At 56.2% G+C, this 22744-nt stretch carries 22 protein-coding genes and 1 tRNA gene; 19 read left to right on the top strand and 4 right to left on the bottom strand.

Features of this window, described 5'->3' with window-relative positions; translation table 11 throughout:
- Positions 1-116 precede the first annotated feature (116 nt).
- The 13 genes from ISS97_RS19340 to ISS97_RS19280 all read left to right on the top strand — a co-directional run bounded on the left by ISS97_RS19340 (position 117) and on the right by ISS97_RS19280 (position 12508).
- Positions 117-743, top strand: a complete 627-nt coding sequence (locus ISS97_RS19340) for a 2-hydroxychromene-2-carboxylate isomerase (RefSeq protein ID WP_379984547.1) — start codon at positions 117-119, stop codon at positions 741-743.
- 87 nt (positions 744-830) lie between these two features.
- A complete protein-coding gene (locus ISS97_RS19335) occupies positions 831-1406 on the top strand; it encodes a hypothetical protein (protein WP_379984548.1) in 576 nt (191 codons plus the stop codon).
- Between the two features lie 272 nt (positions 1407-1678).
- Positions 1679-2959, top strand: a complete 1281-nt coding sequence (gene serS / locus ISS97_RS19330) for a serine--tRNA ligase (protein WP_379984549.1) — start codon at positions 1679-1681, stop codon at positions 2957-2959.
- An 11-nt stretch (positions 2960-2970) separates the two neighbouring features.
- Positions 2971-3333, top strand: a complete 363-nt coding sequence (locus tag ISS97_RS19325; protein WP_379984550.1) for an LrgA — start codon at positions 2971-2973, stop codon at positions 3331-3333.
- A gap of 55 nt (positions 3334-3388) precedes the next feature.
- A tRNA-Ser gene (locus ISS97_RS19320) sits at positions 3389-3478 on the top strand.
- Between the two features lie 899 nt (positions 3479-4377).
- A complete protein-coding gene (locus ISS97_RS19315) occupies positions 4378-5667 on the top strand; it encodes a DNA cytosine methyltransferase (protein WP_379984551.1) in 1290 nt (429 codons plus the stop codon).
- A gap of 7 nt (positions 5668-5674) precedes the next feature.
- Entirely contained in the window at positions 5675-8035 is a 2361-nt protein-coding gene (locus tag ISS97_RS19310) for an ATP-binding protein (protein WP_379984552.1), read from the top strand.
- Complete coding sequence (locus tag ISS97_RS19305) at positions 8032-8985, top strand: response regulator (protein ID WP_379984553.1); 954 nt, start codon at positions 8032-8034, stop codon at positions 8983-8985. Before ISS97_RS19310 ends, ISS97_RS19305 begins: the two co-directional genes overlap by 4 nt.
- A gap of 10 nt (positions 8986-8995) precedes the next feature.
- The gene (locus ISS97_RS19300) at positions 8996-9418 is read left to right on the top strand and encodes a very short patch repair endonuclease (RefSeq protein WP_379984554.1); all 423 of its coding nucleotides are present in this window, start codon (positions 8996-8998) and stop codon (positions 9416-9418) included.
- Positions 9419-9644: 226 nt separating this feature from the next.
- Entirely contained in the window at positions 9645-10229 is a 585-nt protein-coding gene (locus tag ISS97_RS19295) for an HNH endonuclease (RefSeq protein WP_379984555.1), read from the top strand.
- Between the two features lie 648 nt (positions 10230-10877).
- Positions 10878-11123 (top strand): XAC0095 family protein, encoded by a 246-nt coding sequence (locus tag ISS97_RS19290; RefSeq protein WP_379984556.1) that lies wholly within the window; start codon positions 10878-10880, stop codon positions 11121-11123.
- Positions 11124-11461: 338 nt separating this feature from the next.
- Complete coding sequence (locus tag ISS97_RS19285) at positions 11462-11950, top strand: hypothetical protein (protein WP_379984557.1); 489 nt, start codon at positions 11462-11464, stop codon at positions 11948-11950.
- Positions 11951-12016: 66 nt separating this feature from the next.
- Positions 12017-12508: a hypothetical protein gene (locus ISS97_RS19280; RefSeq protein WP_379984558.1), complete on the top strand. Its 492-nt coding sequence runs from the start codon at positions 12017-12019 to the stop codon at positions 12506-12508.
- A 126-nt stretch (positions 12509-12634) separates the two neighbouring features.
- Here the strand turns inward: ISS97_RS19280 and ISS97_RS19275 are convergent, their stop codons facing one another.
- Positions 12635-13582 carry a hypothetical protein gene (locus ISS97_RS19275; RefSeq protein ID WP_379984559.1) on the bottom strand — a complete coding sequence of 316 codons (948 nt, stop codon included), beginning with the start codon at positions 13580-13582 and terminating at the stop codon, positions 12635-12637.
- Between the two features lie 67 nt (positions 13583-13649).
- Complete coding sequence (locus ISS97_RS19270; RefSeq protein WP_379984560.1) at positions 13650-14231, bottom strand: TetR/AcrR family transcriptional regulator; 582 nt, start codon at positions 14229-14231, stop codon at positions 13650-13652.
- Between the two features lie 152 nt (positions 14232-14383).
- Between ISS97_RS19270 and ISS97_RS19265 the strand changes: the two genes are divergently transcribed.
- A complete protein-coding gene (locus ISS97_RS19265; RefSeq protein WP_379984561.1) occupies positions 14384-14806 on the top strand; it encodes a tautomerase family protein in 423 nt (140 codons plus the stop codon).
- 131 nt (positions 14807-14937) lie between these two features.
- On the opposite strand, the gene ISS97_RS19260 is transcribed toward ISS97_RS19265, so the two are convergent.
- Entirely contained in the window at positions 14938-15750 is an 813-nt protein-coding gene (locus ISS97_RS19260) for a class I SAM-dependent methyltransferase (protein WP_379984562.1), read from the bottom strand.
- Between the two features lie 244 nt (positions 15751-15994).
- On the bottom strand, positions 15995-16474 hold the full coding sequence (locus ISS97_RS19255) for a VOC family protein (protein ID WP_379984563.1): 480 nt from the start codon (positions 16472-16474) through the stop codon (positions 15995-15997).
- A gap of 357 nt (positions 16475-16831) precedes the next feature.
- Here ISS97_RS19255 and ISS97_RS19250 point away from each other — a divergent pair, with 357 nt between their 5' ends.
- The 5 genes from ISS97_RS19250 to ISS97_RS19230 all read left to right on the top strand — a co-directional run bounded on the left by ISS97_RS19250 (position 16832) and on the right by ISS97_RS19230 (position 22704).
- Positions 16832-17272 carry a hypothetical protein gene (locus ISS97_RS19250; RefSeq protein ID WP_379984564.1) on the top strand — a complete coding sequence of 147 codons (441 nt, stop codon included), beginning with the start codon at positions 16832-16834 and terminating at the stop codon, positions 17270-17272.
- 280 nt (positions 17273-17552) lie between these two features.
- Positions 17553-18242, top strand: coding sequence for a winged helix-turn-helix domain-containing protein (locus tag ISS97_RS19245; RefSeq protein ID WP_379984565.1), 690 nt, complete (start codon positions 17553-17555; stop codon positions 18240-18242).
- Entirely contained in the window at positions 18239-19552 is a 1314-nt protein-coding gene (locus tag ISS97_RS19240; RefSeq protein ID WP_379984566.1) for an ATP-binding protein, read from the top strand. Before ISS97_RS19245 ends, ISS97_RS19240 begins: the two co-directional genes overlap by 4 nt.
- Before the next feature lie 549 nt (positions 19553-20101).
- A complete protein-coding gene (locus tag ISS97_RS19235; protein ID WP_379984567.1) occupies positions 20102-20590 on the top strand; it encodes a hypothetical protein in 489 nt (162 codons plus the stop codon).
- 59 nt (positions 20591-20649) lie between these two features.
- Positions 20650-22704, top strand: a complete 2055-nt coding sequence (locus ISS97_RS19230) for a reprolysin-like metallopeptidase (RefSeq protein WP_379984568.1) — start codon at positions 20650-20652, stop codon at positions 22702-22704.
- Positions 22705-22744: the final 40 nt, after the last annotated feature.

Below are 22744 nucleotides of genomic sequence, written 5' to 3'. Positions count from 1 at the left end.
TAAGTACTTGAGAACGCGCCTCGGGAGAGGTTTTCTCAAGGGCTTACCCCCTCCCAGCCTCCCCCTGCAAGCAGGGGGAGGAGAAAAAAATATCCCCACACACTCGAGGTAAACCCATGTCGATCATCTGGTACTTCGATTTCATCTCCCCCTTCGCCTGGCTACAGTGGCCGCGCATCAAAGAGCTGGCGCAAACGCATCCGGTAACCCTGCGCCCCATCCTGTTCGCAGGCGTGCTCGACCGCGTGGGGCAGAAAGGCCCGGCGGAGATTCCCGCCAAGCGCGAGTTCTCCTACCGATACGTGTTGTGGCGCGCGCAGCAAACCGGACAGACGCTGCGCTTTCCGCCCAAGCATCCCTTCAACCCGCTGGCGGCGCTGCGCCTGTGCATCGCCGCCGGTAGCGATGTGCGTGCCACCGATGCGATCTTCGAGTGGATCTGGGGGCAGGGGCAGGTCAGCGACACCATCGAGGCGCTGGCGCCGGTCGCCAAACAGCTCGGCATCGCTGACCCCGCCGCTGCCGTGGCCGACCCCGCCGTCAAGGCGCAGCTGAAAGCCAACTTCGACGCAGCCATGGCGGAAAACCTGTTCGGCGTGCCCACGCTGTCGATCGACGGCCGCCTGTTCTGGGGCGGCGACGCCCACGATTTCGCGATGGACTATCTGCGCAACCCGGCCATGTGGGACGAGGCCGAAATGCACCGCGTTGCGACCTTGCCGGTGGGCGTCTCGCGGCTCTGAGCGCTGCTGCGTTCGCCCTTGCGGCGCTTCGCAGTGCAGGCATAGATTCGCCGCACCCATAGCGATTTGAACGGGGGAGGGCGAATCATGCGTGTACTCGTCGCAGGCCTGATCGGCGGCATCGTGATGTTTATCTGGGGCGCCGTGGCCCACATGGCCCTGGGCCTGGGCAGCATCGGCATCCACCAGCCCGCCAACGAAGACGTGGTGCTCAGCAGCCTGCACCAGGGGCTGGGCACACAATCCGGCGTCTACATCCTGCCGTCGGTGGACCCGAACAAAATGTCCGACCAGGCCGTGATCAAGGCCTACTCGGAAAAAAGCAAAACCTCGCCGTACGCCTGGGTGGTCTACCTGCCGCAGGGCGAAGACATGATGCAGATGGGCCCGCAGCTGGGTCGGCAGTGGGCCTCCGACACGCTGTCCGCGCTGGTGCTGGCCTTCGTGATGAGCCTGGCGGCCGTCAGCTTCACCCGCCGCCTGGTCATTGCCGTGGCGCTGGCCGTGTTCGCGTGGCTGAGCACCATGGTGCCGTACTGGAACTGGTACCGCTTCCCGCTGGACTTCACCTTGTCCGCGTTCGTGGAGCAATGGATCGGCTGGCTCATCGCCGGCGCCGCCATGGCCTGGTGGTTGGGACGCGGAGAGCAGACCAAGGCTTGAGCCTGACCTCCTTCCGAACGCACAAGACTTGAGCCACCCAGCCCCCTCCCTTGCTTGCAGGGGAGGGTTGGGGAGGGGTAAGCCCTTGAGACGGTGTTTCAGATCCAAGCGCTTCTAAGCCTCCCGTCCGGAATGGAAAGGCTTCCTCAAGTACTCACCCCCTCCCAACCTCCCCCTGCGAGCAGGGGGAGGGGCTAAACGCACACCACGTTTGCGGCAATCCGCCCCCCACAGCGATAATCCCGCGTTCAAGTCACCACCCGGATCCCACCATGCTGGACCCCGCACTGCTGCGTTCGCGCCTGGCCGACACCGCCGCGCGCCTCAAGGAAACCCGAGGCTACGAACTCGACGTGGCCGCGGTCGACGCGCTGGAAAGCGAGCGCAAGCAGCTGTCCACCGAAACGCAGGAGCTGCAGAACCTGCGCAACACCCGCTCCAAGGCCATCGGCCAGGCCAAGGCCAAGGGTGAAGACGTGGCGCCGCTGATGGCCGAGGTCGCCGGTATCGGCGACAAGCTCAAGGCCAACGAACACGCGCTGGCCGAGGTGCAAGCCAAGCTCGCCGCCATCGCGCTGGGCATCCCCAACATCCCGCATGAGTCCGTGCCGCAGGGCAAGGACGAAAACGACAACGCCGAACAGCTGCGCTGGGGCACCCCGCGCGCGTTCGCGTTTGACGTGAAAGACCACGTCGACCTCGGCGCCCGCCACGGCTGGCTCGACGCCGACGCCGGCGCCAAGCTCTCCGGCGCGCGCTTCACCGTGCTGCGCGGCCAGCTGGCCCAGCTGCACCGCGCGCTCGCGCAGTTCATGCTCAACCTGCACACCGCCGAGCACGGCTACCTCGAATGCAACGTGCCGTTGATCGTCAACGCCGAAAGCATGCAGGGCACCGGCCAGCTGCCCAAGTTTGAGGAAGACCTGTTCTCCACCCAGGTGGGCGACAGCAAGCGTTACCTCATCCCTACCGCCGAAGTCGCACTCACCAACCTCGTGGGCGACAGCATCGTCGAAGCCGATGCACTGCCCATGCGCCTCACCGCGCACAGCATGTGCTTCCGCGCCGAAGCCGGCAGCTACGGCCGCGACACCCGCGGCATGATCCGCCAGCACCAGTTCGAGAAAGTCGAAATGGTGCAGATCGCCTCGCCCGAGCAGTCGCACGCGCAGCTGGAAGAAATGGTCGGCCACGCCGAGAAAGTGCTGCAGCTGCTCAACCTGCCGTACCGCAAAGTGCTGCTGTGCACCGGCGACATGGGCTTCGCTGCCATCAAGACCTACGACCTCGAAGTGTGGCTGCCCAGCCAGAACACCTATCGCGAAATCTCCTCTTGCTCCAACTGCGGTGATTTCCAGGCGCGCCGCATGCAAGCCCGCTGGCGCAACCCCGCCACCGGCAAGCCCGAGCTGGTGCACACCTTGAACGGCTCCGGCCTCGCCGTGGGCCGCACCCTGGTCGCCGTGATGGAGAACTACCAAAACGCCGACGGCACCATCACCGTGCCCGACGCGCTGCGCCCCTACATGCACGGCCTGGAAAAAATCGCCTGAGCGCGAACGCCATGAGCACCGCCCGTTGGGACAAAGTCGAGCTTACCGCCAGCTACACGCTGCTGGTGATCCTCGCCACCGAACTGCTGACCCGCCTCGGCCTGATCAGCATGTTCCCGCTGCCCACTGTGGACCTCGTACTCACCAGCGCCGCCACCGTGCTGGTGATCGGCGCGTTCTGGTTCGCGCGCCACAGCCGCAAGCTGCGCTTCTGGGTCATCGGCTTCGCCGCCGCCACCCAGCTGGTGCCCATGGTGGTCCGCCAGCCGGTATTGCTACTGCCGCTGATCGGGGCGGCGATTCCGGTAGGCATTATTTTGTGGGCGCTGCTGGCGCTCTCGAAGAAAGGGCAGGGGGCGGCGCGGCATTCCTGATAAGATGTCGCGGCTCAAACGTTACCCCGCGCAAAGCCGGGCAACGACAAAATACGGAGAGATGGCCGAGTGGTTTAAGGCAGCAGTCTTGAAAACTGCCGTAGGTGTAAGCCTACCGTGGGTTCGAATCCCACTCTCTCCGCCAGTACGACAAAGATCCTGTTCTACAGGGTCTTTTTTTTGGGGCCGGATAAAAGTCTGCTGGTACATAAATCGGCACACACCGATCGAGATACGTATTCCGAACTATCTGCAGCTTGCTCCTTCGGGCGCCTGGCATTTTTGCCAACGTCTTTCAGTTTAGATTGCCCGTTAAACGAATGGAGCAGGGGCCAAACAGAGCCTTCGTATCCGTGACCTCTTCGCTGCCCAAGGCGTGCGTTAGAAGTTGCCTAGGCGTATGCTCAAACCTTCACACATGCTGGGGGGCTGGGTGTGGTGGCTAGGGATGGCGTGCCAATAATTTCTGAAATCCTTGGGACTCAGCGCCTCGAGGATTACAAAATCATCCAGCGAGCGGATGGCTCAGCTGAAATCGAAGCTGATGGTAAGGCGGGCTATGCCCTTGCCATGGATGCACTTGAGCACATCGGACGGTTGGACAAAGAACCGTGCTATCAGTTCGTGTGAGCCGTGCAGGCCGTATCGCCGGCATTGCTAGCTTCCTCATCATCAAGCATCCCCAGCATCGCTATCGGCAAAGCCGGGCCTAGTAGTTGAATGAAATCAAGTATTCGACCAATAATGAAATTATATTGCTTTCAGATTTGTGCTGCGTGATTGGATGGGTGACTGGGAATGGGAGGAATGGAAATGATCGCTATTGCGCTGCTTGGAGAAATGCGATTACTGGCTGCCGCAAAGTGCCGTTATTTTTATTGGTTTTCATTAAGTATGGTCCCGGCTATGTCAGGTATGGCAATATTTGGCAAATAGAATTTTTGATGTGATTGTAGAAGATCTTGAGATTGATTGGGTCTTTAATTTCCGGCCTTGGGATTAAGTTGGTGTGGTGCAGAAATATATTGGCTTCAGGATGACTCCATGGATGCAAAGAAAAAAAGAAAAAATACTTCCGCGAAAAAAGTGGCAAGTATAACCTTTGCGGACGTATTCGCGGGCTGTGGTGGGCTTTCCCTGGGTTTGGTGAATGCAGGATGGAAGGGGACGTTTGCAATTGAAAGGCACGCTGATGCCTTTGGGACTCTTGCAACGAATCTGGTGAATGGCCGCCCTTCAAAGCGAAAGTTTGCCTGGCCTCAATGGTTGCCAAAATCGGAAATAGCGACCAGTGATCTTCTGGGCGGCTACGGTAAAGAATTAGCGGAAATGAAAGGTAAATTAACTTTATTGGCGGGCGGCCCCCCGTGCCAAGGTTTTTCATTGGCTGGTCGGCGCACTCAGTCGGACCCCCGAAATGCGCTGACCGAAGATTACATTGAGATGGTTAGACTCCTAGAGCCTAGATTTCTACTAATCGAGAACGTGAGAGGATTTACGCTCCCTTTTAAGAAGAACGTTAGCGACGAACATGATGCTGGACCCTACTCAGATAGAGTAAAAGAAAGTCTTGAGAAGATCGGGTATCGGGTCTATTCAGATCTGATTGATCTAAGTCGATTTGGCGTGCCGCAATCACGCAAGCGCTTCATATTGATTGCTATCAAGTGTGGCGATAAGGCGCTCAAGAAGCTTGATGGGAGTTCTCCAATTGACTTGCTGTATAAGCAGCGAGTTCGCTTCTTGGCGAATAAGAGGATTCCGTATGACCGGCCGGTATCGGTAAAAGAAGCAATTGGTGACCTAGAGATAAAGGGTGGCAACTTACTGCCGTGCACTGATTCGCCGCTGAAAGGCTTCAATAAGGTCAGTTATGAGCGGGGTAAATACAGGTCGTCGTTCATTTCCCTAATGCGAAAAGGAGTTGTTTCTGAGCCCAACAGTCTTAGGTTGCCTAATCACAATGAATCAACAAGGACGCAGTTCAAGTTGATTATGGATACCTGTGTTAAAGGGCGGACGCTTACTGACCTCGACAGAAAGCGCCTCAAGTTGAAGAAACATGCCATCACTCCCCTGGAGGGCACGTTGCCATCTGCGACGATAACGACACTTCCCGACGACATTATTCATTATTCCGAACCCAGAATTCTGACAGCGCGCGAAAGCGCTCGACTTCAAACCTTTCCCGACACCTATCAGTTCACCGGTAAGTACACCACTGGTGGGCCAAATCGCAAGAACGAATGTCCTAGGTATACGCAAATAGGGAATGCTGTTCCACCCTTGTTTGCAGAGGCGATTGGCCGAATGTTGAAGCAGCTTGCTTCCTGAGGGCGTCATGGCAACGACCTACCATTTCAAGACCAACACGTTGCTTAAGAATCTCGTCGGCAAGGACTTAATCAACGACGACAACATCGCCATTGTTGAATTGGCGAAAAACTCTTATGACGCCCGTTCTCCTGTGGTACTGATCACATTTGAGAAATTGTCTTCAAGTAGCAAGACGGGCCATGAGAGTCGCATAATCATTGAAGATCATGGCACTGGTATGAGTCTTCACGACATTAGGGATAAATGGCTCAACATTGCTTACTCAGAAAAGAGGCAGCTTCAACAAGAAAATGGATCGTACTATGCAGGTAATAAAGGCGTAGGGCGCTTTTCTTGTGATCGTTTGGGCGCACGCCTCGATTTATTAACGAGGATCGATGGTGAACGTGTCCTTCATATGCCTATCAACTGGAAAGACTTCGAGGTTGAGGGCGACAAAGACCTACTTATTCAAGATATCGATATATCTATCAATCGTATCGATGATGGCAAAGCGGCGTCCATGGCTGGGATCAAAAAATTCCCGAAGAATGGCACCATTCTTGTCATATCCGAGCTGCGCAGCATTTGGAATAGAGATCGGTTGCTGGAATTGAAGCGGTCGTTAGAGAAATTCCTTAACCCGAACCAGCTTTTTCAGCGGAACTCTTTCAAAATCACGTTGCGTGTGCCCGAATTGCTGCAAAAGGACGCTGGTCAACTCTACTACAACACCGTCAATGGAGAGGTCAGGAATCAAGTTTTCGAAAGGCTTAAATTCAACGCGACATACATCCAGTCGCACGTGTCAGCGGAAGAGGGGATCGTTGATACTGAGTTGTATCATGAAGGTGAGCTTGTATTTAGGACAAAGGAAAAAAACGAGTTCTACCCCGGTCTCGATGATGTTTCAGTGATCATCTATTATCTTAATTCCTATAAGAAAGCTTATTTCACCAGACAAACTGGTATACGATCCGTCGATTTTGGCTCCATTTTTCTATTCTTAAATGGCTTTCGCGTTGCGCCCTATGGTGACCGTGGCGATGATTGGCTGGGTCTGGATGTTAGAAAGACGCAGGGTACAACCAGATATTTGTCGAGCCGCGACATCGTGGGCCGTATCGAAATTTCAGATAACCAAGATGCTTTTCAGCCTGTCTCCAGCCGAGAAGGATTGAAAAACACACCCGCCTTTATTGAACTCAAAAATGCGTTCTTCATAGAGACGCTGAGGAAGCTTGAGCGATTCGTTGTTGATGGCCTTGATTGGGATAGCGTTCCTCATTCTCTGCGAGAAGAGCTTCGGAAAAGCGACGGCCTCGATTGGGGGAATACACCAGAAGTCTACGTTGAGTCACGCGAGCGGAAGCAGCAGCGTATTGCACTCTCCATCATGTCATTGATAGGGGGTGATCCATCGAGAACCATCAGTTATTGGTTTAACCCATCCCTTCTTGAAGCCGTATACGAAACAAGAAGTGAAGAAGTTCGTCAACTTCTCTCTCAGATTGAAGGCTCGTCAGCTGACCAACTGGATGGCGACCTAAAGAGGGGGCTTGCCAGAATTAGAAAACTTTTGCAAAAAAAGGAAGAAGAAACAAAGGCCGCCAAGGCGGAGGTTGCGGAACTCAGGGTTGTTACGGCGAAGCAACAGCGCGATGTTGAGAAGTTGCGCGGAGAAACAGAGACATATCGTGCGCAAACGCTTTTTCTGCAATCGGTAGCGCAGGCAAATGTAGATGAACTGGTGAATTTTCATCATCAGATCAATCACGACTCCACAATTGTTGCCAACCATCTGGCGAAAGCTATTAAGGCTCTTAGAGGGATGCCAAATTCGAGGCCCATCATTGAGGACATAGAGAAGGCTTTGATGGCTAACCGTCGGATATCCGTTGTTGCTCAGTACGCGAGTAAAGCCAACTTTAGGTCGGGGCTGAAGAAGGAACTGACTGATATCCCGGCATTTATCGAGCAGTATTTGTTGAATATTGCAAAAGAGTTTACCGCCACCGATCTAAATGTGCGTGTCCATAATTCTGTGAATGAAGCGTTCGAAATCAAGGCTAGCAAGCTAGAGCTGTCGATACTTATCGATAATTTGGTCAGTAATTCCGTCAAGGCGATGTCCAGGCGACTTGACGTCGAAATGAGGCTTGAGGGTAAGAATCACCTGCAAGTCAGTTTCAAGGATGATGGAAAAGGTCTTTCGCCTGAGGTTGCTGACGTCGAGTCGATCTTTGAAATGGGCGTAACTACATCAACTGGATCGGGGCTAGGTTTGTTCCATGCTAGGCGTATAGTTGAATCAATGGACGGGCGGCTTACTGCGATACCTCAGAAGCCGAAGGGGATGGAGATGTTGCTGGAGCTAACACGATGAAGCTTGAATACAAAATTCTCTGGTTTGATGACAATGAAGAGATGTATCAGTCCATCGATTTTGATCCGCTTAGACAGGGGATTGATGGGTGGGGCTTTGTGCCGGAGATTGAGTTTGTTAGCAATCCAGACGACTTTTTAAAGAGAAGTCCTTTTACTGACTATGACCTCATTGTTGTTGACTATAACTTGGAAGAGCACGGGCAAGGTCAGGACTTTATTGCGAAGATTCGAGATCAAGAGGTCTACACTGAGATTATATTTTATTCAGCGGGCAAGTCGTCGTCGCTTTGGGAGGCCGTTGGTAAATACCAGCTCGAAGGCATCTACATCGCGAACAAGACTGTAATTATTGAGAAGATTCTCAAAGTCGGTCTGCAAACGCTTCGGAAGGTGTTGGATGTCGGGAATATGCGCGGCATAGTGATGGCCGAGGTCGGTGATCTGGATCATTCACTAGATGTGATTGTCCGAACTGCAATCGACAGCCTGAATCCAGAGCAGCGTCGTGACGTATTTGATCGTTTCCATCAAGCCTCTGAAGCGCTTCATGGGAAACATAAGGAGAAGTTGGATTCCTTTAAGGAAGCTCCCAGTGTCGATGTCCTACTGATGCTCTGTGATAGCAACAAGCGATGGGCAAATTACAATAGGGCCAAGGACCATCACGAGACGCTTAAGTCTGTGCAGCTTGGCGATTATGTTAAAGAGATCCTTGTTCCTCGAAATTTCCTCGCTCATGGAGTACCTGAGCCCGGGGACAATGGAACTGAAATATTTAAATATCAGGGAAAGAGCTACATCTTCAGTGATGAGGTGGGGATAGCTCTTCGCAAGAAGATCATTGAGTACAAATTAGCGTTCAATGACATCAGTAGGGAGTTGGCCAGCCGAACCGTTCAATCCGCGCTAGACAAGGCTGCTGAGTCAGACGGACCGGTTGAGGCTTAGGTGTAAGGAAGTGACTGACTTTCTGTCCAAAGCTGAGCGTTCTATACGAATGTCTCGCATCAGGGGAAAGAACACAAAACCCGAGGTGTGCTTGCGGAAGAAACTTCATTGCCTTGGCTTTCGTTATCGGCTGCACGGACAGAATTTGCCCGGACGGCCCGATATTCTTTTGCCCAAGTATCGTGCGGTGGTGTTTGTTCATGGTTGCTTTTGGCATCACCATTGGGCTTGCATGGTGGCCAACAATCCGAAGAGCAATAGCGAGTTCTGGCAGAAGAAATTTGAAGCAAATGTGGCACGGGATAGCTTGAACCAGGCTCGATTGGTTGAGCTTGGATGGCGAGTCTTCGTGGTTTGGGAATGTGAGGTCACCCCCAGTCGTATCGACGCGACGGTTGCGTCCCTCGTCGAAAAAATTCAAAGCGGTATTTAAGGATGCCTTGCCCCTTTGAGTCGTGTCCTGAGCGTTCCTTGATATGTGGTGTGGCAATGATCAGCCTATTTGACGGCGAAAAGCGCTCGATCAAGCGCGGCCGATTGATCATCGCGAAGTGCCGTCTTGGAGAATGACTGGCCTAGGGAGCTGCTTTTCTTGAGGTGCCCAGTAGAGGTCTCTGTTTTTGAAGCTCTTCCAGTGTTGAGTTGATATGGATGTCCGCGTGAGCTCACCATCCGTGATTGGTTTGGAAGATATTCGGAGGCGAAAACTCGCTTTGACGTCGGCTGTCCAGAAGAATCGATCGGGCAGGTGGATTCTCCAGCTGTGGAGTCGCTTCATTAAGACACGGGATCTGTACCGTTGCGTGTGCTGCGATTCAGTTGAAGGTCTTCAAGCGCATCACGTTGTACGGAAAACGCTCTTTCCGTGGGGAGCTTTCGAGATTGGTAATGGCATTACCTTGTGTCACCGATGTCATCGGCGGGTGCATGCCGAGTTCAACGGTCGTCCAGATATGTCTCTTCCATTCGGCGCCGAACAAGGGGATGACCAAGACGAGTGGGCTTTCTTGTACGGTCTTCTGCTCGAGGATGCTGTCCGGCGCGGTATCAGCGAAGATGAGTTCTACTTTCTGGGCGACCGTATGCTGACGTTTTTCGTAGCTGCTCAGGGCTATGAAGATCTGCGCGAGATGGTTTTACGGGGTGAGATGAGTCGCATCAAGTTTGCGCATGAAATCTGGCGCGTGATGCCAGAGGATTGGTACAAGAATGTTGTCGCTGAGACCATCTTGTTGAACTTATGAATTGATTTTTGTCGGCATGAATAAAGCCATTCATTAGCTTGATGTGGTGTACGAGGGCAATATGTGGCGGCTACGCGTATGGATTTCGCATACGGCATAAGTCGACGACACATTCCTCATGCCCCATGCAGGCCAACCCCTACAGACGTCCATCCGATCTTTTGCTAGCTTCGTTCCGTTGCTTGCGGAGTCTGTAGCACGTCGACGCAAGCAACCATTGCAGCGATGCAGTGTAGAAGCGCGAGCCAGAGGTGTTGACGCACCCCTGACCCGCTAACCAAACCAACTAGTAAGGAGTTGATATGGCTAAGCCAGATCATACGGCACTCGCTCGCCCGCCGAACCCCTCGGCGGCACCCTCACCGATAACCCGGGCGGTTCGCGCTATCAGCGAACACGATTGAGGAACCGCGGCGCTGCCGTTTCCATGCGAATCCACTTAAGCCGTTGCACCCGGCACGTTGCCGTGTGCCTCGATGGCAAGGGCGGTCGCTGCGATCCACTTCTTTAATCACATCGCATCGGCGCTCAGGCATGAGCCGTCGGTGAGCCCTTGAGTCCTGTGATCGCCCCGCGGCACGTCGTGCGTTGCACACGGTGTGCCGCACCTGGGCGAAACGAACGAGTCCACGCCAAGGAGACACCACCATGGCCGGTATCGCACGCAAGCCGCAGCCCGTCGCGTTGCACTACGACCTCCCCGAACACGCCCACCGCCAGCTCTGCGAGATCCGCGACGCGCTATGGCAACTCGCCGATCTTGCCGACGGTGCCGATCCCAAGGCGAAGCCGCTGAAGGTGGATGCCAGGCCCGTGTTTGCGTGCTTCGCCAAGTACGCGGAAGAACTCGCCGTCGTTTTGGATAGCTGTCGATGGCACCGGCCCCGACGTTAGCCGTTTGGACGCTTTTCGAGTCGCGGATGGGCAAGGGCGCAAGGGGGATCTTGATGCCATTGTTTTCAAATAGCGAGACGGGTAAAACCCGCTTAACGATCAGGGATGCCGCTTGCGTACTCATCCTTCAGGGGGTATGAGGCGCCAGGCGCGCGATAAACCGCACGATGTGTCAAACGAGTTCTGGCACGAGGTTCGTGGTGTTCGTGCTGAAACACCCATCTGGGAGGGCATGGGCGAGAACGATCCCAGGGGGACTTGGACCGCTTGAATATGAAGGCTGTGTATGGCGAAGCCGAGGCTTCAACCAATGCGTATTGCCACAACGGTAAATGCCCATGAAAGCTCGGATCATTTGTATCAGTTTGCTGTATATCTTCTCGGCACAAGTGACCGGGGCTGATTTTTGTGAGGGATCAAAATTTACCCCCTTAGACCAGGTGCTCTCGAAACCAGGTGAATTTCTCAATCAGCGTATTCAAACGCATGCCATCTTGAGGACCGATGCGAAGGCGTACACGCGCATCTCGCTTGATGAAAAGTCGGGTTTTTCAGTCCTGACAACAGCGGACGACGAGTCCACTGCATACAACAAGCGCCATAACCTGTCGGCCAAGCCTCCTTTCAATGTGGTCAGCGATCTGTTCGCCAAACTTCACCCTGTGGAGGGTGCGAAGTACAAAGCGGACATCAGTAAGGTCCGGTACTACCGGCAAAATGTCATGGTCTGTGGGCGCCTGGTCAGATCCATGGGCGAACTCCGCTTCGCCGTTGATGACATGCATGTAGAAGATTCGTATCTTCTGCCGTGGAAAAATAAAAAATAAGAACGCTTGTCTGCATGACCTCGTGGAAGAGGTGGTGGGGTAGGTTCTGAGGCTTTCCGGAGAAAGATGTGGAAGCAGTCAATGTCGCTTAGCCATCCCATGTCGTTCTATTTCTGTTTCGCCTTGGCCTCCGAGCGATGCGCAATGAAGGCTTCGATATTGGCGGCTTCTCTTGTGTTGCCTTTGAGCATTTCCCTTGCTGCATCGGCAGGGGCCGTGAAGGACAAGCCAAAGCTTGTCTCTATCGACGTTTGCAGCGTGCTGAAGGCACCTGAGGCATTCGTCAATCAAGTGATTCGCCTCCGTGGGCTTATCTATCTCGGGGAGGATCACATGAACATCAGTGACAAGGCATGCCCCGGACGAGGGATCGAGCTTGTTATTAAGTCAGACGCTGTGTTCAAGCAGAAAGACGTGCATCACTTCTACGTACAGATGAACCATCAAGGGCGCATGGGAGTTGCAACCATCACTGGGATCTTTCAATCAGATCCAAGTCCGCTGACGCCTTATGTCCTCAACATCCAGCATGTGGAGGATGTTGCGCCCCGGAAGTAGTTTTAATGGGGAGCGGAGATACCTACAGAAGATGAAAATGTCTCTGCCTTCTTTTATTAGTAGGGGAGGGCGGAAATGACTGCGCCCGGCTTGACCGGGCGCAATGGTTCAACGATGGAGTGCGGATCAGGCGGCTGTCGTTTGAGCCAGGCCAGTGACGGTGTCGTCACCACACACATCACGCCACAGGTAATACATCATCCCAAACATCACCGCGAATACCGTCAGCATCATGGCGATATAGAGCGGAATCATCAGCACGAACACCAGCCACGGGCCGATGAGCGCCCCAAGCAGGGCGAGTACAAGGGCCAGGAGCGCGAAGGCAATGGCCATGACAATCCAGCAAAGGAAGAGGCACCCTGCAAACACGATCAGCGGCAGCAGGTTCTTCAGCGCGCCGACTGCGCCATCGCCAATGGCGCCGAACACGCTGCGACGGCGCAGCGCCACCTGGCCAAGGCTGATCGCATAGAAACCCATCATGAAAAGGCCGAGCACGATGAAAAGTGCTACGGCGATTCCGAAACCTTGGGGCAACGCCGGCGGCGGTTGATGGGTGGCCTGTGCAGTCAGTAATTCCATGTACCAGCTGGCGATGCCGCCTCCCGTGGCAGCGACAATGATTCCGATCACGACGAGGTAGGCCACCAGGATCGCCAGCCCATAGCCGATCAGGCGCAACGCCTCGCCTTGTCGATAGGGGTTGAAGATGTCGAGTGCGCGTGCCGGCAACCCGCGCTCCGCTGCATCGACCAACTGCAGATAACCCGCGTAGAGCGGCACGATCAGCAGGCCGACTAGCATGGCGAATGCCATGGCCCAGCCAAAGGTTGCCGGATTCATCGGTGTCATGGTGCGAGTCGCGTGGAATTGCATCGGTAGCGTGAACAGCGACGGCAGCAGGCATGCCACCACCATGAAGGCTGCCCCTCCTAGCAACGGCTTCGGATGGCGGAAGCCCACGGTGATGCCGTTCGTCAGCCAGCCCAAACCGGCCGATGGGCCCTTGGATCGTGTCGTCATGGTGTCGTCCGTGAAGATCGGCGCCCCCGCGCCGTGCAGGGCGAGCATAGCGGGTAGGGCCCATGCCACCTAGAGGGGGAGGGCTTCACCTCAGTGCGCACACCGATCAGGTTGATCACTGCGCACGCGTATGCAACCCAAGCGCCGCCTTCCGCACCGCCGCCGCTATCTCGTTGCTGACGACAGGATCTTTGACCGCACGTGCCAGCGTGACGCTGCCAACGAGTAGCGCAAGCAGACTGATGGCTTCGTCGCGCTTGGCCTTGGGCGTTCCCTCAAGGCCACCGGCGACGGCGTCGATGATGCCGCGTAGCTCAGTCTCGAAGGCCTCCCGTGTTTCATCGTCGGCACGTGCTACTTCGCTGGAAAGGCTTTGCAAGGCGCAGCTGTCGGCCAGGTCGCAAGTGCGGCGGTCGCCCAGGTAGAAGTCGACGAAGTCTTTGTGCCAGCGTGGACCCCGTTGGGCGCGCATCATTTCGACACCGTCCTTCAACTCCGACAGCCCGACGATCACCGCTTCGCGGAACGCATCCGCCTTTGACTTGAAGTGGGCATAGAAGGCGCCGGAGGTGACGGCAGCGTCTTTCGCCAGCCCGTCCACGCCGGAGCCGCCGAAGCCCCGGCTGCGGAAGCCGCGGCCGGCGCTTTTAAGGATCTTTGCCTTGCTTTCTTCCTTCTTACCGGGCCGGTGGGCCATATGACGTCTCCACATAACGATCACTATTTTGTTCTTGACGACATAACGATCGTTATGAAACGATCGCCAACATCACGACCGTTATATGGCGGCTGTGACGCACGAACAAGAGCTCTGGTTCGATCCCTTCGAAAATCCAAGGAGTTGTTGCTATGCCTATCTCAGTCCAGGTTACCAAGGGCTTGCTCACCGCTCAGGGTGAGCGCGATGTGTTGCCGCGCGTTGCCGAAGCGTTATTGCGCGTCCACGGCCTTACCGACAATGCGTTCATGACCCCTAATGTCATTGGGCATCTGATGGTGAGCCAGGAGTCGGAGAGCTATGTCGGCGGCGGCTATCAGTCGCTGGCCGTGATCGAGGTGAAGGTGCCTGCCGCCACGTTTCCCAGTGCCGAGGTCAAACAGGCTTTTGTGAGCGAAGTCACCGACATCGTCGATGCCTTGAAAGCGGGCGCGCACCCGCGCGAACGGACCTACGTCAATGTCACCTATGCGGTGGACGGCGCATGGGGTATCGGCGGCAAGGCGTATACAAACGAGGAACTCGGCGCGGCGATCCAGGCGGCTGCGGCCTGATCCATCGCCAGCGAGGAGAGCCGAACTGGTTTTGTACCTATTTGCCTGGGTGGCAGCCTGGCTGTTTATGGAAAACGGGACGGAGGTGATTCATTGGGTCTAACTATCTTCGTCCCGTTTCTGGCGGAGCTTCATTTCTCGACAGTGACGACAAGCGCTTGAATCTTGCCATCCACGGCATGCGTACCGAATCGTTGTGCGAGCGCGGCGGCGGCCACGTCCGTTGCCGCGGTGAGTCGGGAAGCGTCGCGCGCTTCGATCTCGTTTCGGAGTGGGGTGCCTTGGCAATACGCCATCGCAGGCACATCGGCCGAAGCTGCCAGGCTTCGCGCAGCGACGATGTCTATCCGAGGTGATTTGGTAAATCCCCCGTTCGCCAGGTCCTGCGCGATGGTCGATGGATCGTGGTAACCGTGGGGCGTTCGCACCAGGAACCGGGGCGGGTCGCTGGGAAAGACGGTCGCGAGCGCTGCCGTGATGGTGTCGGCGAATTCGTTCTCTGAGATGCGGTCCCAGACATTGAAGATGAAAACGCCGCCTGGCTTGAGCACGCGGCGTGCTTCTGAGAAAGCCTTGGACTTGTCGGGGAAAAACATCGCGCCGAACTGGCATACGACGGCGTCGAACTGGGCATCGGGAAACGGCAGTGCCATGGCGTCTGCCTGTTGCCATTGGACAGGGCGGGCGGTTCCCACGGCCGCGGCTTGGTCGAGCATGGCTTGGTTGAGATCTGTCGCGACGATCGACATCGCATCGTTCGGGATCGTTGCCAGGGCGCGTGTCACCACGCCGGTACCCGCCGCCACTTCCAATACGCGGGACACGCCCATCGAACCTACCCGTTGCTTCAAGTCCGCCGCATATGGCGCGAAGATCAGCGGCACGAGATGGGTCTCGTATAGCTTCGGAATGGAGCCAGCGAAGACCTTGTCGATGTTGGACATGGTTGCCTCCGAGCGCCGGTCACATGCGCTCTAGTGCTGGAGTTGAGCGGAGCGCGGCATACGCGCCCGCTTGAACGCATGGTTAGGGTACATCCGCTACATGCGGCCGCTCTACGAGATGGCTGATCTGCGATGGGTATCTGACGACCGAGGTTGCGCCGACGAAGCCGATCATCCGAATCCATAAGCGGTGATCGCTTCGCCGGCATGTCGATCGGCTAAGGAGCGATAGCCGGAAGGGACCTCAGCCGCGCCGAGCCGCTTCGATGGCAGCGATGTCGATCTTGCCCATTTCCATCATGGCGTCGAACGCGCGCTTGGCCGCCGCGCGGTCAGGGTCGGTGTACGCGGCCGTTAGAGCGCGTGGCGTGATCTGCCACGACAGGCCCCACTTGTCCTTGCACCAGCCGCATGCGCTTTCCTGGCCGCCGTTGCTGACTATCGCGTTCCACAAGCGGTCCGTTTCGGCCTGGTCGTCGGTCGCCACCTGGAACGAGAACGCCTCGTTATGTTTGAACGTCGACCCTCCGTTCAGGCCGAGACATGGGATGCCCATCACGGTGAACTCGACCGTCAAGACATCGCCCTCCTTGCCGTCGGGGTAGTCGCCAGGTGCGCAATGGACGGCACCTACTGCACTATCCGGGAACGTCTCGGCGTAGAACTTCGCGGCATCCAACGCGGTGCCGTCGTACCAGAGACAAACGGTGTTCTTGCTGACCATCTTGGCTCTCCTCATTCGGGATGGATGCGTGTATTCAAGCTGCGTAGGCAGCCGGACTACGTCGACCATGGGCGCGCCATGAGGTGGCGCGCATGCGCGATCGTCCGCCGGGGCGTCGATCATGCAGCATCGTACCGTGACTTCTGGCATATCTACAGCAGCGGAAGGGCGGACGCTGCCTATGCCACTAGTCATCATGTTGGTACGCGCACTCGCATATCGCGAGAAACGAGACGGAGATTGTTGATGGCGTTCAACGGCGGTCATCTCGTTTTGTTCTCGTCTTATTGGCGTTTTGTTTCCTAACGCCGGCCCAGAATCGCCGAACGGACATTGGTGTCCGTAACGGAGGCCCTCATGAAACACCCGCTCATTGCCACGACCATCGCGCTCGGTCTTGCCTGCGTCGGTAGCGTCAGTGCCGCCCAAGACCAGCTTCAAACCACCAACTTGCAACACGTCACCGTCAACGCGCCACCAGGTCAGTACGAAACCTACGTTGTCGACTTGCGCACGGGCTACGGATTGGAAGCCTTTGTCGGCAACACGCACAGGCAGTACATGGAAGCGCGGCGCGCGGCCGATAGGTCGGAAGCTCTGCGGAAGCAGGGCATGGCCCGGCGGGCGTTGGTCGCTGTGGCCGTCGACAACTCAACCGGCCCCGGCGTGGCGAAACAGTTCCAATTGATTGACCCTGCCCAGAACACCGTTGCCATCGTGAACGTGTATTGCAAGCAATATGTACGCGCGGGAGGCCAGCACTGCCAGGTGGTTCCCCAGTCGGTTCGCAACGTATAACCAGCGTGTGGTGTAAGGCAGGTGGAATGTCATGAGGGTGACGGAGGCGTATCAGTAAGGCTGAGCGGGGATGCGCCGTACCTGCTTGCTACCCGTGACGGACTGACGGTGTTTCGCCGTCAGTCCGTCGTCGTTAGGGGCGCTGGACCAGTGTTGAATGGTCTGGCAGAAGGCTCTGATTTCTTGGCGAGTATCGATTCGATAGTATCGGCCGCCGCAGTGCGATCGACGCCTGTAGTCACGAAGGAACGCCGGGTCACGGCCTCGCCATGGAAGGAAAATGACCGACATTGTGCTTATCGAGGACGACGCGCGTCTTGCCACATTTGTCGCCACGTATTTGCAGACCCATGGCTATAAGGTGGTCATTGAAAGCGACGGTGGACGCGCGGAGGCAGTGATCCTGCAGGAGCAGCCTCGCCTGGTTTTGTTGGATATCGCGTTGCCGAACCGCAACGGCTTCGATATCTGCCGGGATATCCGGGCGAGCTATGGCGGTGTGATTCTGATGCTCACCGCGAGAAATGAGGAAATTGACCAGGTGCTCGGCCTGGAACTTGGTGCGGACGATTATGTCGCCAAGCCCATTCCTCCGCGTGTGCTGCTAGCGCGCATCCGGGCGCACCTGCGCCGCGACAGTCTGGAGCAGGATGCGACGTCACTCCGTTTTGGCTGCTTCGCGATCGACCAGCGCATACGAGAGGCCACGCTGTCCGATGAGCGTATCGATCTGACCGATTCGGAGTTCGATCTGCTTTGGCTGCTCGCCTCGCATGCGGGGAACATCCTCAGCAGGGATGAGCTGTCGCAGAACCTCAGGGGTATCAGCTTCGATGGGCTGGACCGATCCATCGATGCGCGCATTTCCCGTCTCCGGCGCAAGGTGAAGGACACGGGCGGCGAACCCGAGCGCATCAAGACCGTGCGGGGCCGAGGCTATCTCTTCAACGCCAGTGGATGGAATGCGTGAGGGATTGGCGGAAACAGCTCGCTTTCTTCTTTCGTCATTACATCGGCGTGCTGTTCTTCTATGTGGTGTTGTCGGCCGTCGCCATTGGCTTGTTGAGTGTCATGGAGAGCTACGAACGCGTGCCGCCGAAAGATATCGAGGCGCGGCATGCGATCATCCATACACTCTATACGCGTACCCCACGGGATGAATGGCCTAAAGTGACTCAGCGATTGCGGACCATTCTGGGCGACCGGTTCGAGTTGATTTCACAGGGTGAGTTCGATCGCTATGTCGCGGGAAGGCCCGTCGATTCCGCCGACCTGGAGCGCTTGGTCATCCGGCGGGGGCATACCAGTTTCAGCCGCATCGACCCCGAAACGGTCATCAAGCTGGATCTTCCAAGAAAGCCGTTGCTGAGCCGATGGCTGCGCACCAGTGATGAGAACGAGGCTGCGCTATACATTGCTATCGCCCTGTTGGCTTTCGCGCTGCCGGTTTACCAGCTTACGTGGCGGGTCACGCGCGACATACGCATTCTTGGCGGTGCGGCGCAAAAGATCAGTGCGGGCGACCTCGATGTTCGCACTCCCGCCATTTGTACACCGATGCTGGCGCCGCTTGGCGCGGCGCTCGATCATATGGCGCAGCAAACGCTGCGCCTGATCCAGGGGCAGAAAGTACTTTCCCAGGCGGTGGCGCATGAGATGCGCACGCCTCTGGCTCGCATGCATTTTGCTTTGGCCATGTTGGAAGAGCAGGGGCCGCGCGTGGAAAGAGAGCGCTGGCTGAGCGAACTGGATGCGGACGTCCATCATCTCGAATCCCTGGCGGAAGCCAGTGTTTCCTATGCGCGTCTCGGCACAAGCCGGGCCGGTGTGCATGGCGAAATGCTGGAGATGGCTGCGTTACTTGCCCAATGGAGAAGGGATTGGCCTTCTCGCGATGGTGTCCACCTGCGTGTTGACTCTCCTGAAGCACTACGTGTCTATGCGCATCGCGAGAGCATCAGCCTGGCGCTGGCCAATCTCGTATCCAATGCGGTGCGGTACGCCTCGGCATACGTAGTGATCAGCGTCGCGAGCCGCCATGGTTTCGTGACGGTAACGGTCGATGACGATGGTCCGGGTATTCCTGAGGGGATGCGCGATCTTGTCTTCGAACCCTTTCGCCGGCTCGATCGATCGCAGCCGGGTTTTGGTCTGGGCCTGGCACTCGTCCGGACTATTGCGGAACGGCACGGCGGAGGTTGCACGGCTGAGGCCTCTCCGCTGGGTGGAGCGCGCTTGTGCTTTTCGTTGCCTGCGTGTGGCGACCGGCGCTGTTCGTGACGTTACATACGATCACATAACGGCGATCTTCCGTTTCAATGTCGCGCTCAAATAGCTACGGATTCTCTTCTGAGGGACGCGCATAGTGATTCCACGTCGGGCTGCGCAAGCCCGGCGTCGGTCATCTCGCATGTCGTGCCGTCTTCCGACGACCATGCGCTGATGAGCGTGAATCGCATCCATGGAGGATTTTCCGTGTTATCAGCAGTGACTCGATCGATCTGTATCACGACGCTAGCGCTAGGCGTCACGGCCTGCGGTACCGAAACCATAACAAGCAAGCGCCCGGTCTCTACAACATCCAGCGGCGACACGCGTGCGGCGTCAGGGCGCACCCACTCTGAGCGAGCAAGTGCGTTGGAGACTTGTACCTCGGATCGGAACGGCACGATTTGCAGCAGCGGGAGAGCCCGCCCCGCGGAGCGTGCTTTTAGCATGCCTGATGCTGAAGAAAGCACTCGACGAGCCCGTAGCACTGGATATTGAGGCTGAGCGCGGTAGTCGCGCTTTCACGGCTAACTCAGCTCGGCGGAATCGGAGAGCAGGGATATGAGTGCCATTCACATGATGTCTCTTGTGGGGTGGAATGCGATTTGTGGTGGCCTTGTCATGGCCACCACACTCAATCACATGCTCTGGGATGGGAAGCGCTTCTGCGTGATCGGGCTGGTGTTGTTCTTTGTTGCCATGCCGTTGCTGCTCATTTCGGAATGTGCGCGGAAGGAATCGGTATGCCGCAAGCCGATCGCGGTCATGCTCTCCACGATTTTCGGTGTGTGGTTCGCCAGTCTGTACCTCTTCAACATGACGCCGATGATGATTGCCACATCATCGATGACGTTACATGTTGTCGGCGGTTGTTGGGCGTTGGCGTCGCTCTGGTACGCCATGCTGGTCATGCAATCAACAGCGAGATGTTGCCCCAGGCTTCGTGCGTGGTCGTTGTTCGCGCTGGCATTCGGTTGTCTTCTCGCACTCGTGATTTCGGATTTTCTTGTGCCGCCTGGAGAGTGTTCTTCTTCATGCGCGATGGGATGAATCGATAGATGTATGTCTGTCTTGATGGAATTCATTCATTTTTTGGAAAAGGAACTGATGTGATCAAAGCAATCGCGTGCGACAAGCTCGCGCTCAAGCTCGTCGCTGTGGCTGGTGGTGTGTTGGCATGCTCTTGCGTTCTGGCTGTGGAAGGTCCTCGGAATAAGGCTTCCATCGGTTCGTTGAGTGCCAATAAGTATTCGTTGGAAGGGCGCTCAAATCCGCTGATCATTCATCTCGATTATTTTTCATTGCATAACCGGCTGCTTAATCGAAAGGACTCGCATGGCGGGGGCAATCAATCTATGAAGTTGAGGCTTCCTCTGCCGGAAGGCGGTGACACCGAATTTGTACTGAGTGATTCCGGTGTCCTTCCGCCCGGACTCGCCAAGAAGTATCCCCAGATACGCAGTTTGAAAGGGCGTGATAGCAAAGGGCGTGAGGCGCGTGTTGACCTCTCGGACAACGGATTGAACGTTGCGGTCTATGACCTGGATGGCATGTGGTTCATACGGCCGCTCAAGATGAATCATGGTGTCGCCGTCGACAAAAACACCTACATCAGTACGCGAACCTCCGATACCTCAGCTGCGACGGTGTCGCTCTACGCATCCTGGATGCGGGGCGATGGGGCCGGGATGCCGGCATCGACGGCACGCGACGAGGCGATCCATCGAGCACAGGGTTACGACAACAGCCTCCGCAACTATCGTCTTGCCATCGCTGCCACGAGCGGATACTCAAAATACGTTGGCCAATCATTGGCCAACAGTCTGGCGAGTGTCGTGCAGGTGGTTAACCGTTCGAACGCCGTGTTTGAGCGCGATGTCGGGATACATTTCACGCTTGTCGAGGACAACGACAAGATCATATTCACCGATCCGACATCCGATCCCTATGTTCCGCGAACCGATGAAGAAAAGGAGAATGACAGCTTCGTTCGTAGGAAGAATACGGAAACATTGAGCAAGGTCATCGGTATTGAAAATTTTGATGCCGGTCATGTATTCACCGATGGGATTGACGGCAATGGGATGCCAGCCTGTCAATCGGATACAAAGGCAGATTCGGCGACTGGGCTGCAAGATCTGACCGGGGCTCCGACATATGGCGAAGGCTTCATCCTTACGGTTACGCATGAGCTAGGGCATCAATTCGGCGCGGACCATATTTTTAACGGTTGTGTGCGTGATGGCAAAGCGGCTGTCGAACCTGGTAGCGGATCGAGCGTGATGAGTTATGCCGGTGGGTGTTTCTTTCTGGATAAATACCCTCCGGAGGTCAACGTGCTTCATGAACTACAAGACCACCGCGACTCCTATTTCAACGGGGTGAACATCGCGCAGATTCGGCAATTCGTTTCATCTGGCGTGGGCTTGCAGTGCGGAAGCAGGACCGTCAATCCCAATGCGCCACCGTCGATTCGTATCAAGTATGGCGATAGGCAGATATTCATCCCTGCGCACACGCCATTCGCCTTGAGCGGATCTGCACATTCGGAAAACCGCAACGCGAAGTTGACGTATTCATGGGAGCAGATTGACGTAGGTCCTGAGCAACTGGGCGACGAAGTATTGGTCGATAAAGGGCAAGGGCCCATCTTCCGATCCTTCCCGCCATCCGCTAGGGGGACGCGGGTATTTCCCGAGTTGGAGGCAGTGCTTGGCACTCGCGATCTGGGGCTGGGCGAAGTCTATCCATCGACAACACGCGAACTCAATTTTCGCCTGACAGTGCGTGACAACCTGGAGGGTCAGTCCTCGACGTCCTATCGCGATCAGAAAATCCATGTGCAAGACACGGGAGAGGCGTTTGCCGTCACCTATCCCACCGGTGCGACGGTATGGAGAGGAGGCGACAAGAAACTGGTGAAATGGAACGTCGCGGGTACCGCCGATACCCCTATCTTGTGCCGGGATGTGCGAGTCGACTTATCGATCGATGGAGGCCGCGTCTACTTATTGCAGCCATTGCTAGCCTCCACGCCCAATACGGGATCTGCCGCAATCAGAGTCCCGGACTGGCTCCAGAAAACATCCCGTGCACGCATTCGGGTCAGCTGCAACGACAACGTGTTCTTTGCCGTTTCGGACGGGGATTTCAAGCTTCTATAGATAGCGGTATCGCCAAAAGAGAGGCGATGCCTGGATATAG

It is taken from the genome of Dyella koreensis, from assembly GCF_044904565.1.
Lineage (GTDB): Bacteria > Pseudomonadota > Gammaproteobacteria > Xanthomonadales > Rhodanobacteraceae > Dyella_D > Dyella_D koreensis.
The sequence above is the reverse complement of the archived record's forward strand: the minus strand, read 5'-3'. Positions and strand labels throughout refer to the sequence as shown.

What these genes read in the sequence shown, in the direction of transcription:
- ISS97_RS19275 (WP_379984559.1), bottom strand. Translation starts at nt 13,582, where the DNA reads ATGCTCGCCCTGCACGGCGCGGGGGCGCCGATCTTCACGGACGACACC.
- ISS97_RS19325 (WP_379984550.1), top strand. Translation starts at nt 2,971, where the DNA reads ATGAGCACCGCCCGTTGGGACAAAGTCGAGCTTACCGCCAGCTACACG.
- serS (WP_379984549.1), top strand. Translation starts at nt 1,679, where the DNA reads ATGCTGGACCCCGCACTGCTGCGTTCGCGCCTGGCCGACACCGCCGCG.
- ISS97_RS19310 (WP_379984552.1), top strand. Translation starts at nt 5,675, where the DNA reads ATGGCAACGACCTACCATTTCAAGACCAACACGTTGCTTAAGAATCTC.
- ISS97_RS19335 (WP_379984548.1), top strand. Translation starts at nt 831, where the DNA reads ATGCGTGTACTCGTCGCAGGCCTGATCGGCGGCATCGTGATGTTTATC.
- ISS97_RS19245 (WP_379984565.1), top strand. Translation starts at nt 17,553, where the DNA reads ATGACCGACATTGTGCTTATCGAGGACGACGCGCGTCTTGCCACATTT.
- ISS97_RS19280 (WP_379984558.1), top strand. Translation starts at nt 12,017, where the DNA reads ATGTGGAAGCAGTCAATGTCGCTTAGCCATCCCATGTCGTTCTATTTC.
- ISS97_RS19235 (WP_379984567.1), top strand. Translation starts at nt 20,102, where the DNA reads ATGAGTGCCATTCACATGATGTCTCTTGTGGGGTGGAATGCGATTTGT.
- ISS97_RS19260 (WP_379984562.1), bottom strand. Translation starts at nt 15,750, where the DNA reads ATGTCCAACATCGACAAGGTCTTCGCTGGCTCCATTCCGAAGCTATAC.
- ISS97_RS19250 (WP_379984564.1), top strand. Translation starts at nt 16,832, where the DNA reads ATGAAACACCCGCTCATTGCCACGACCATCGCGCTCGGTCTTGCCTGC.
- ISS97_RS19255 (WP_379984563.1), bottom strand. Translation starts at nt 16,474, where the DNA reads ATGGTCAGCAAGAACACCGTTTGTCTCTGGTACGACGGCACCGCGTTG.
- ISS97_RS19305 (WP_379984553.1), top strand. Translation starts at nt 8,032, where the DNA reads ATGAAGCTTGAATACAAAATTCTCTGGTTTGATGACAATGAAGAGATG.
- ISS97_RS19270 (WP_379984560.1), bottom strand. Translation starts at nt 14,231, where the DNA reads ATGGCCCACCGGCCCGGTAAGAAGGAAGAAAGCAAGGCAAAGATCCTT.
- ISS97_RS19285 (WP_379984557.1), top strand. Translation starts at nt 11,462, where the DNA reads ATGAAAGCTCGGATCATTTGTATCAGTTTGCTGTATATCTTCTCGGCA.
- ISS97_RS19340 (WP_379984547.1), top strand. Translation starts at nt 117, where the DNA reads ATGTCGATCATCTGGTACTTCGATTTCATCTCCCCCTTCGCCTGGCTA.
- ISS97_RS19290 (WP_379984556.1), top strand. Translation starts at nt 10,878, where the DNA reads ATGGCCGGTATCGCACGCAAGCCGCAGCCCGTCGCGTTGCACTACGAC.
- ISS97_RS19265 (WP_379984561.1), top strand. Translation starts at nt 14,384, where the DNA reads ATGCCTATCTCAGTCCAGGTTACCAAGGGCTTGCTCACCGCTCAGGGT.
- ISS97_RS19315 (WP_379984551.1), top strand. Translation starts at nt 4,378, where the DNA reads ATGGATGCAAAGAAAAAAAGAAAAAATACTTCCGCGAAAAAAGTGGCA.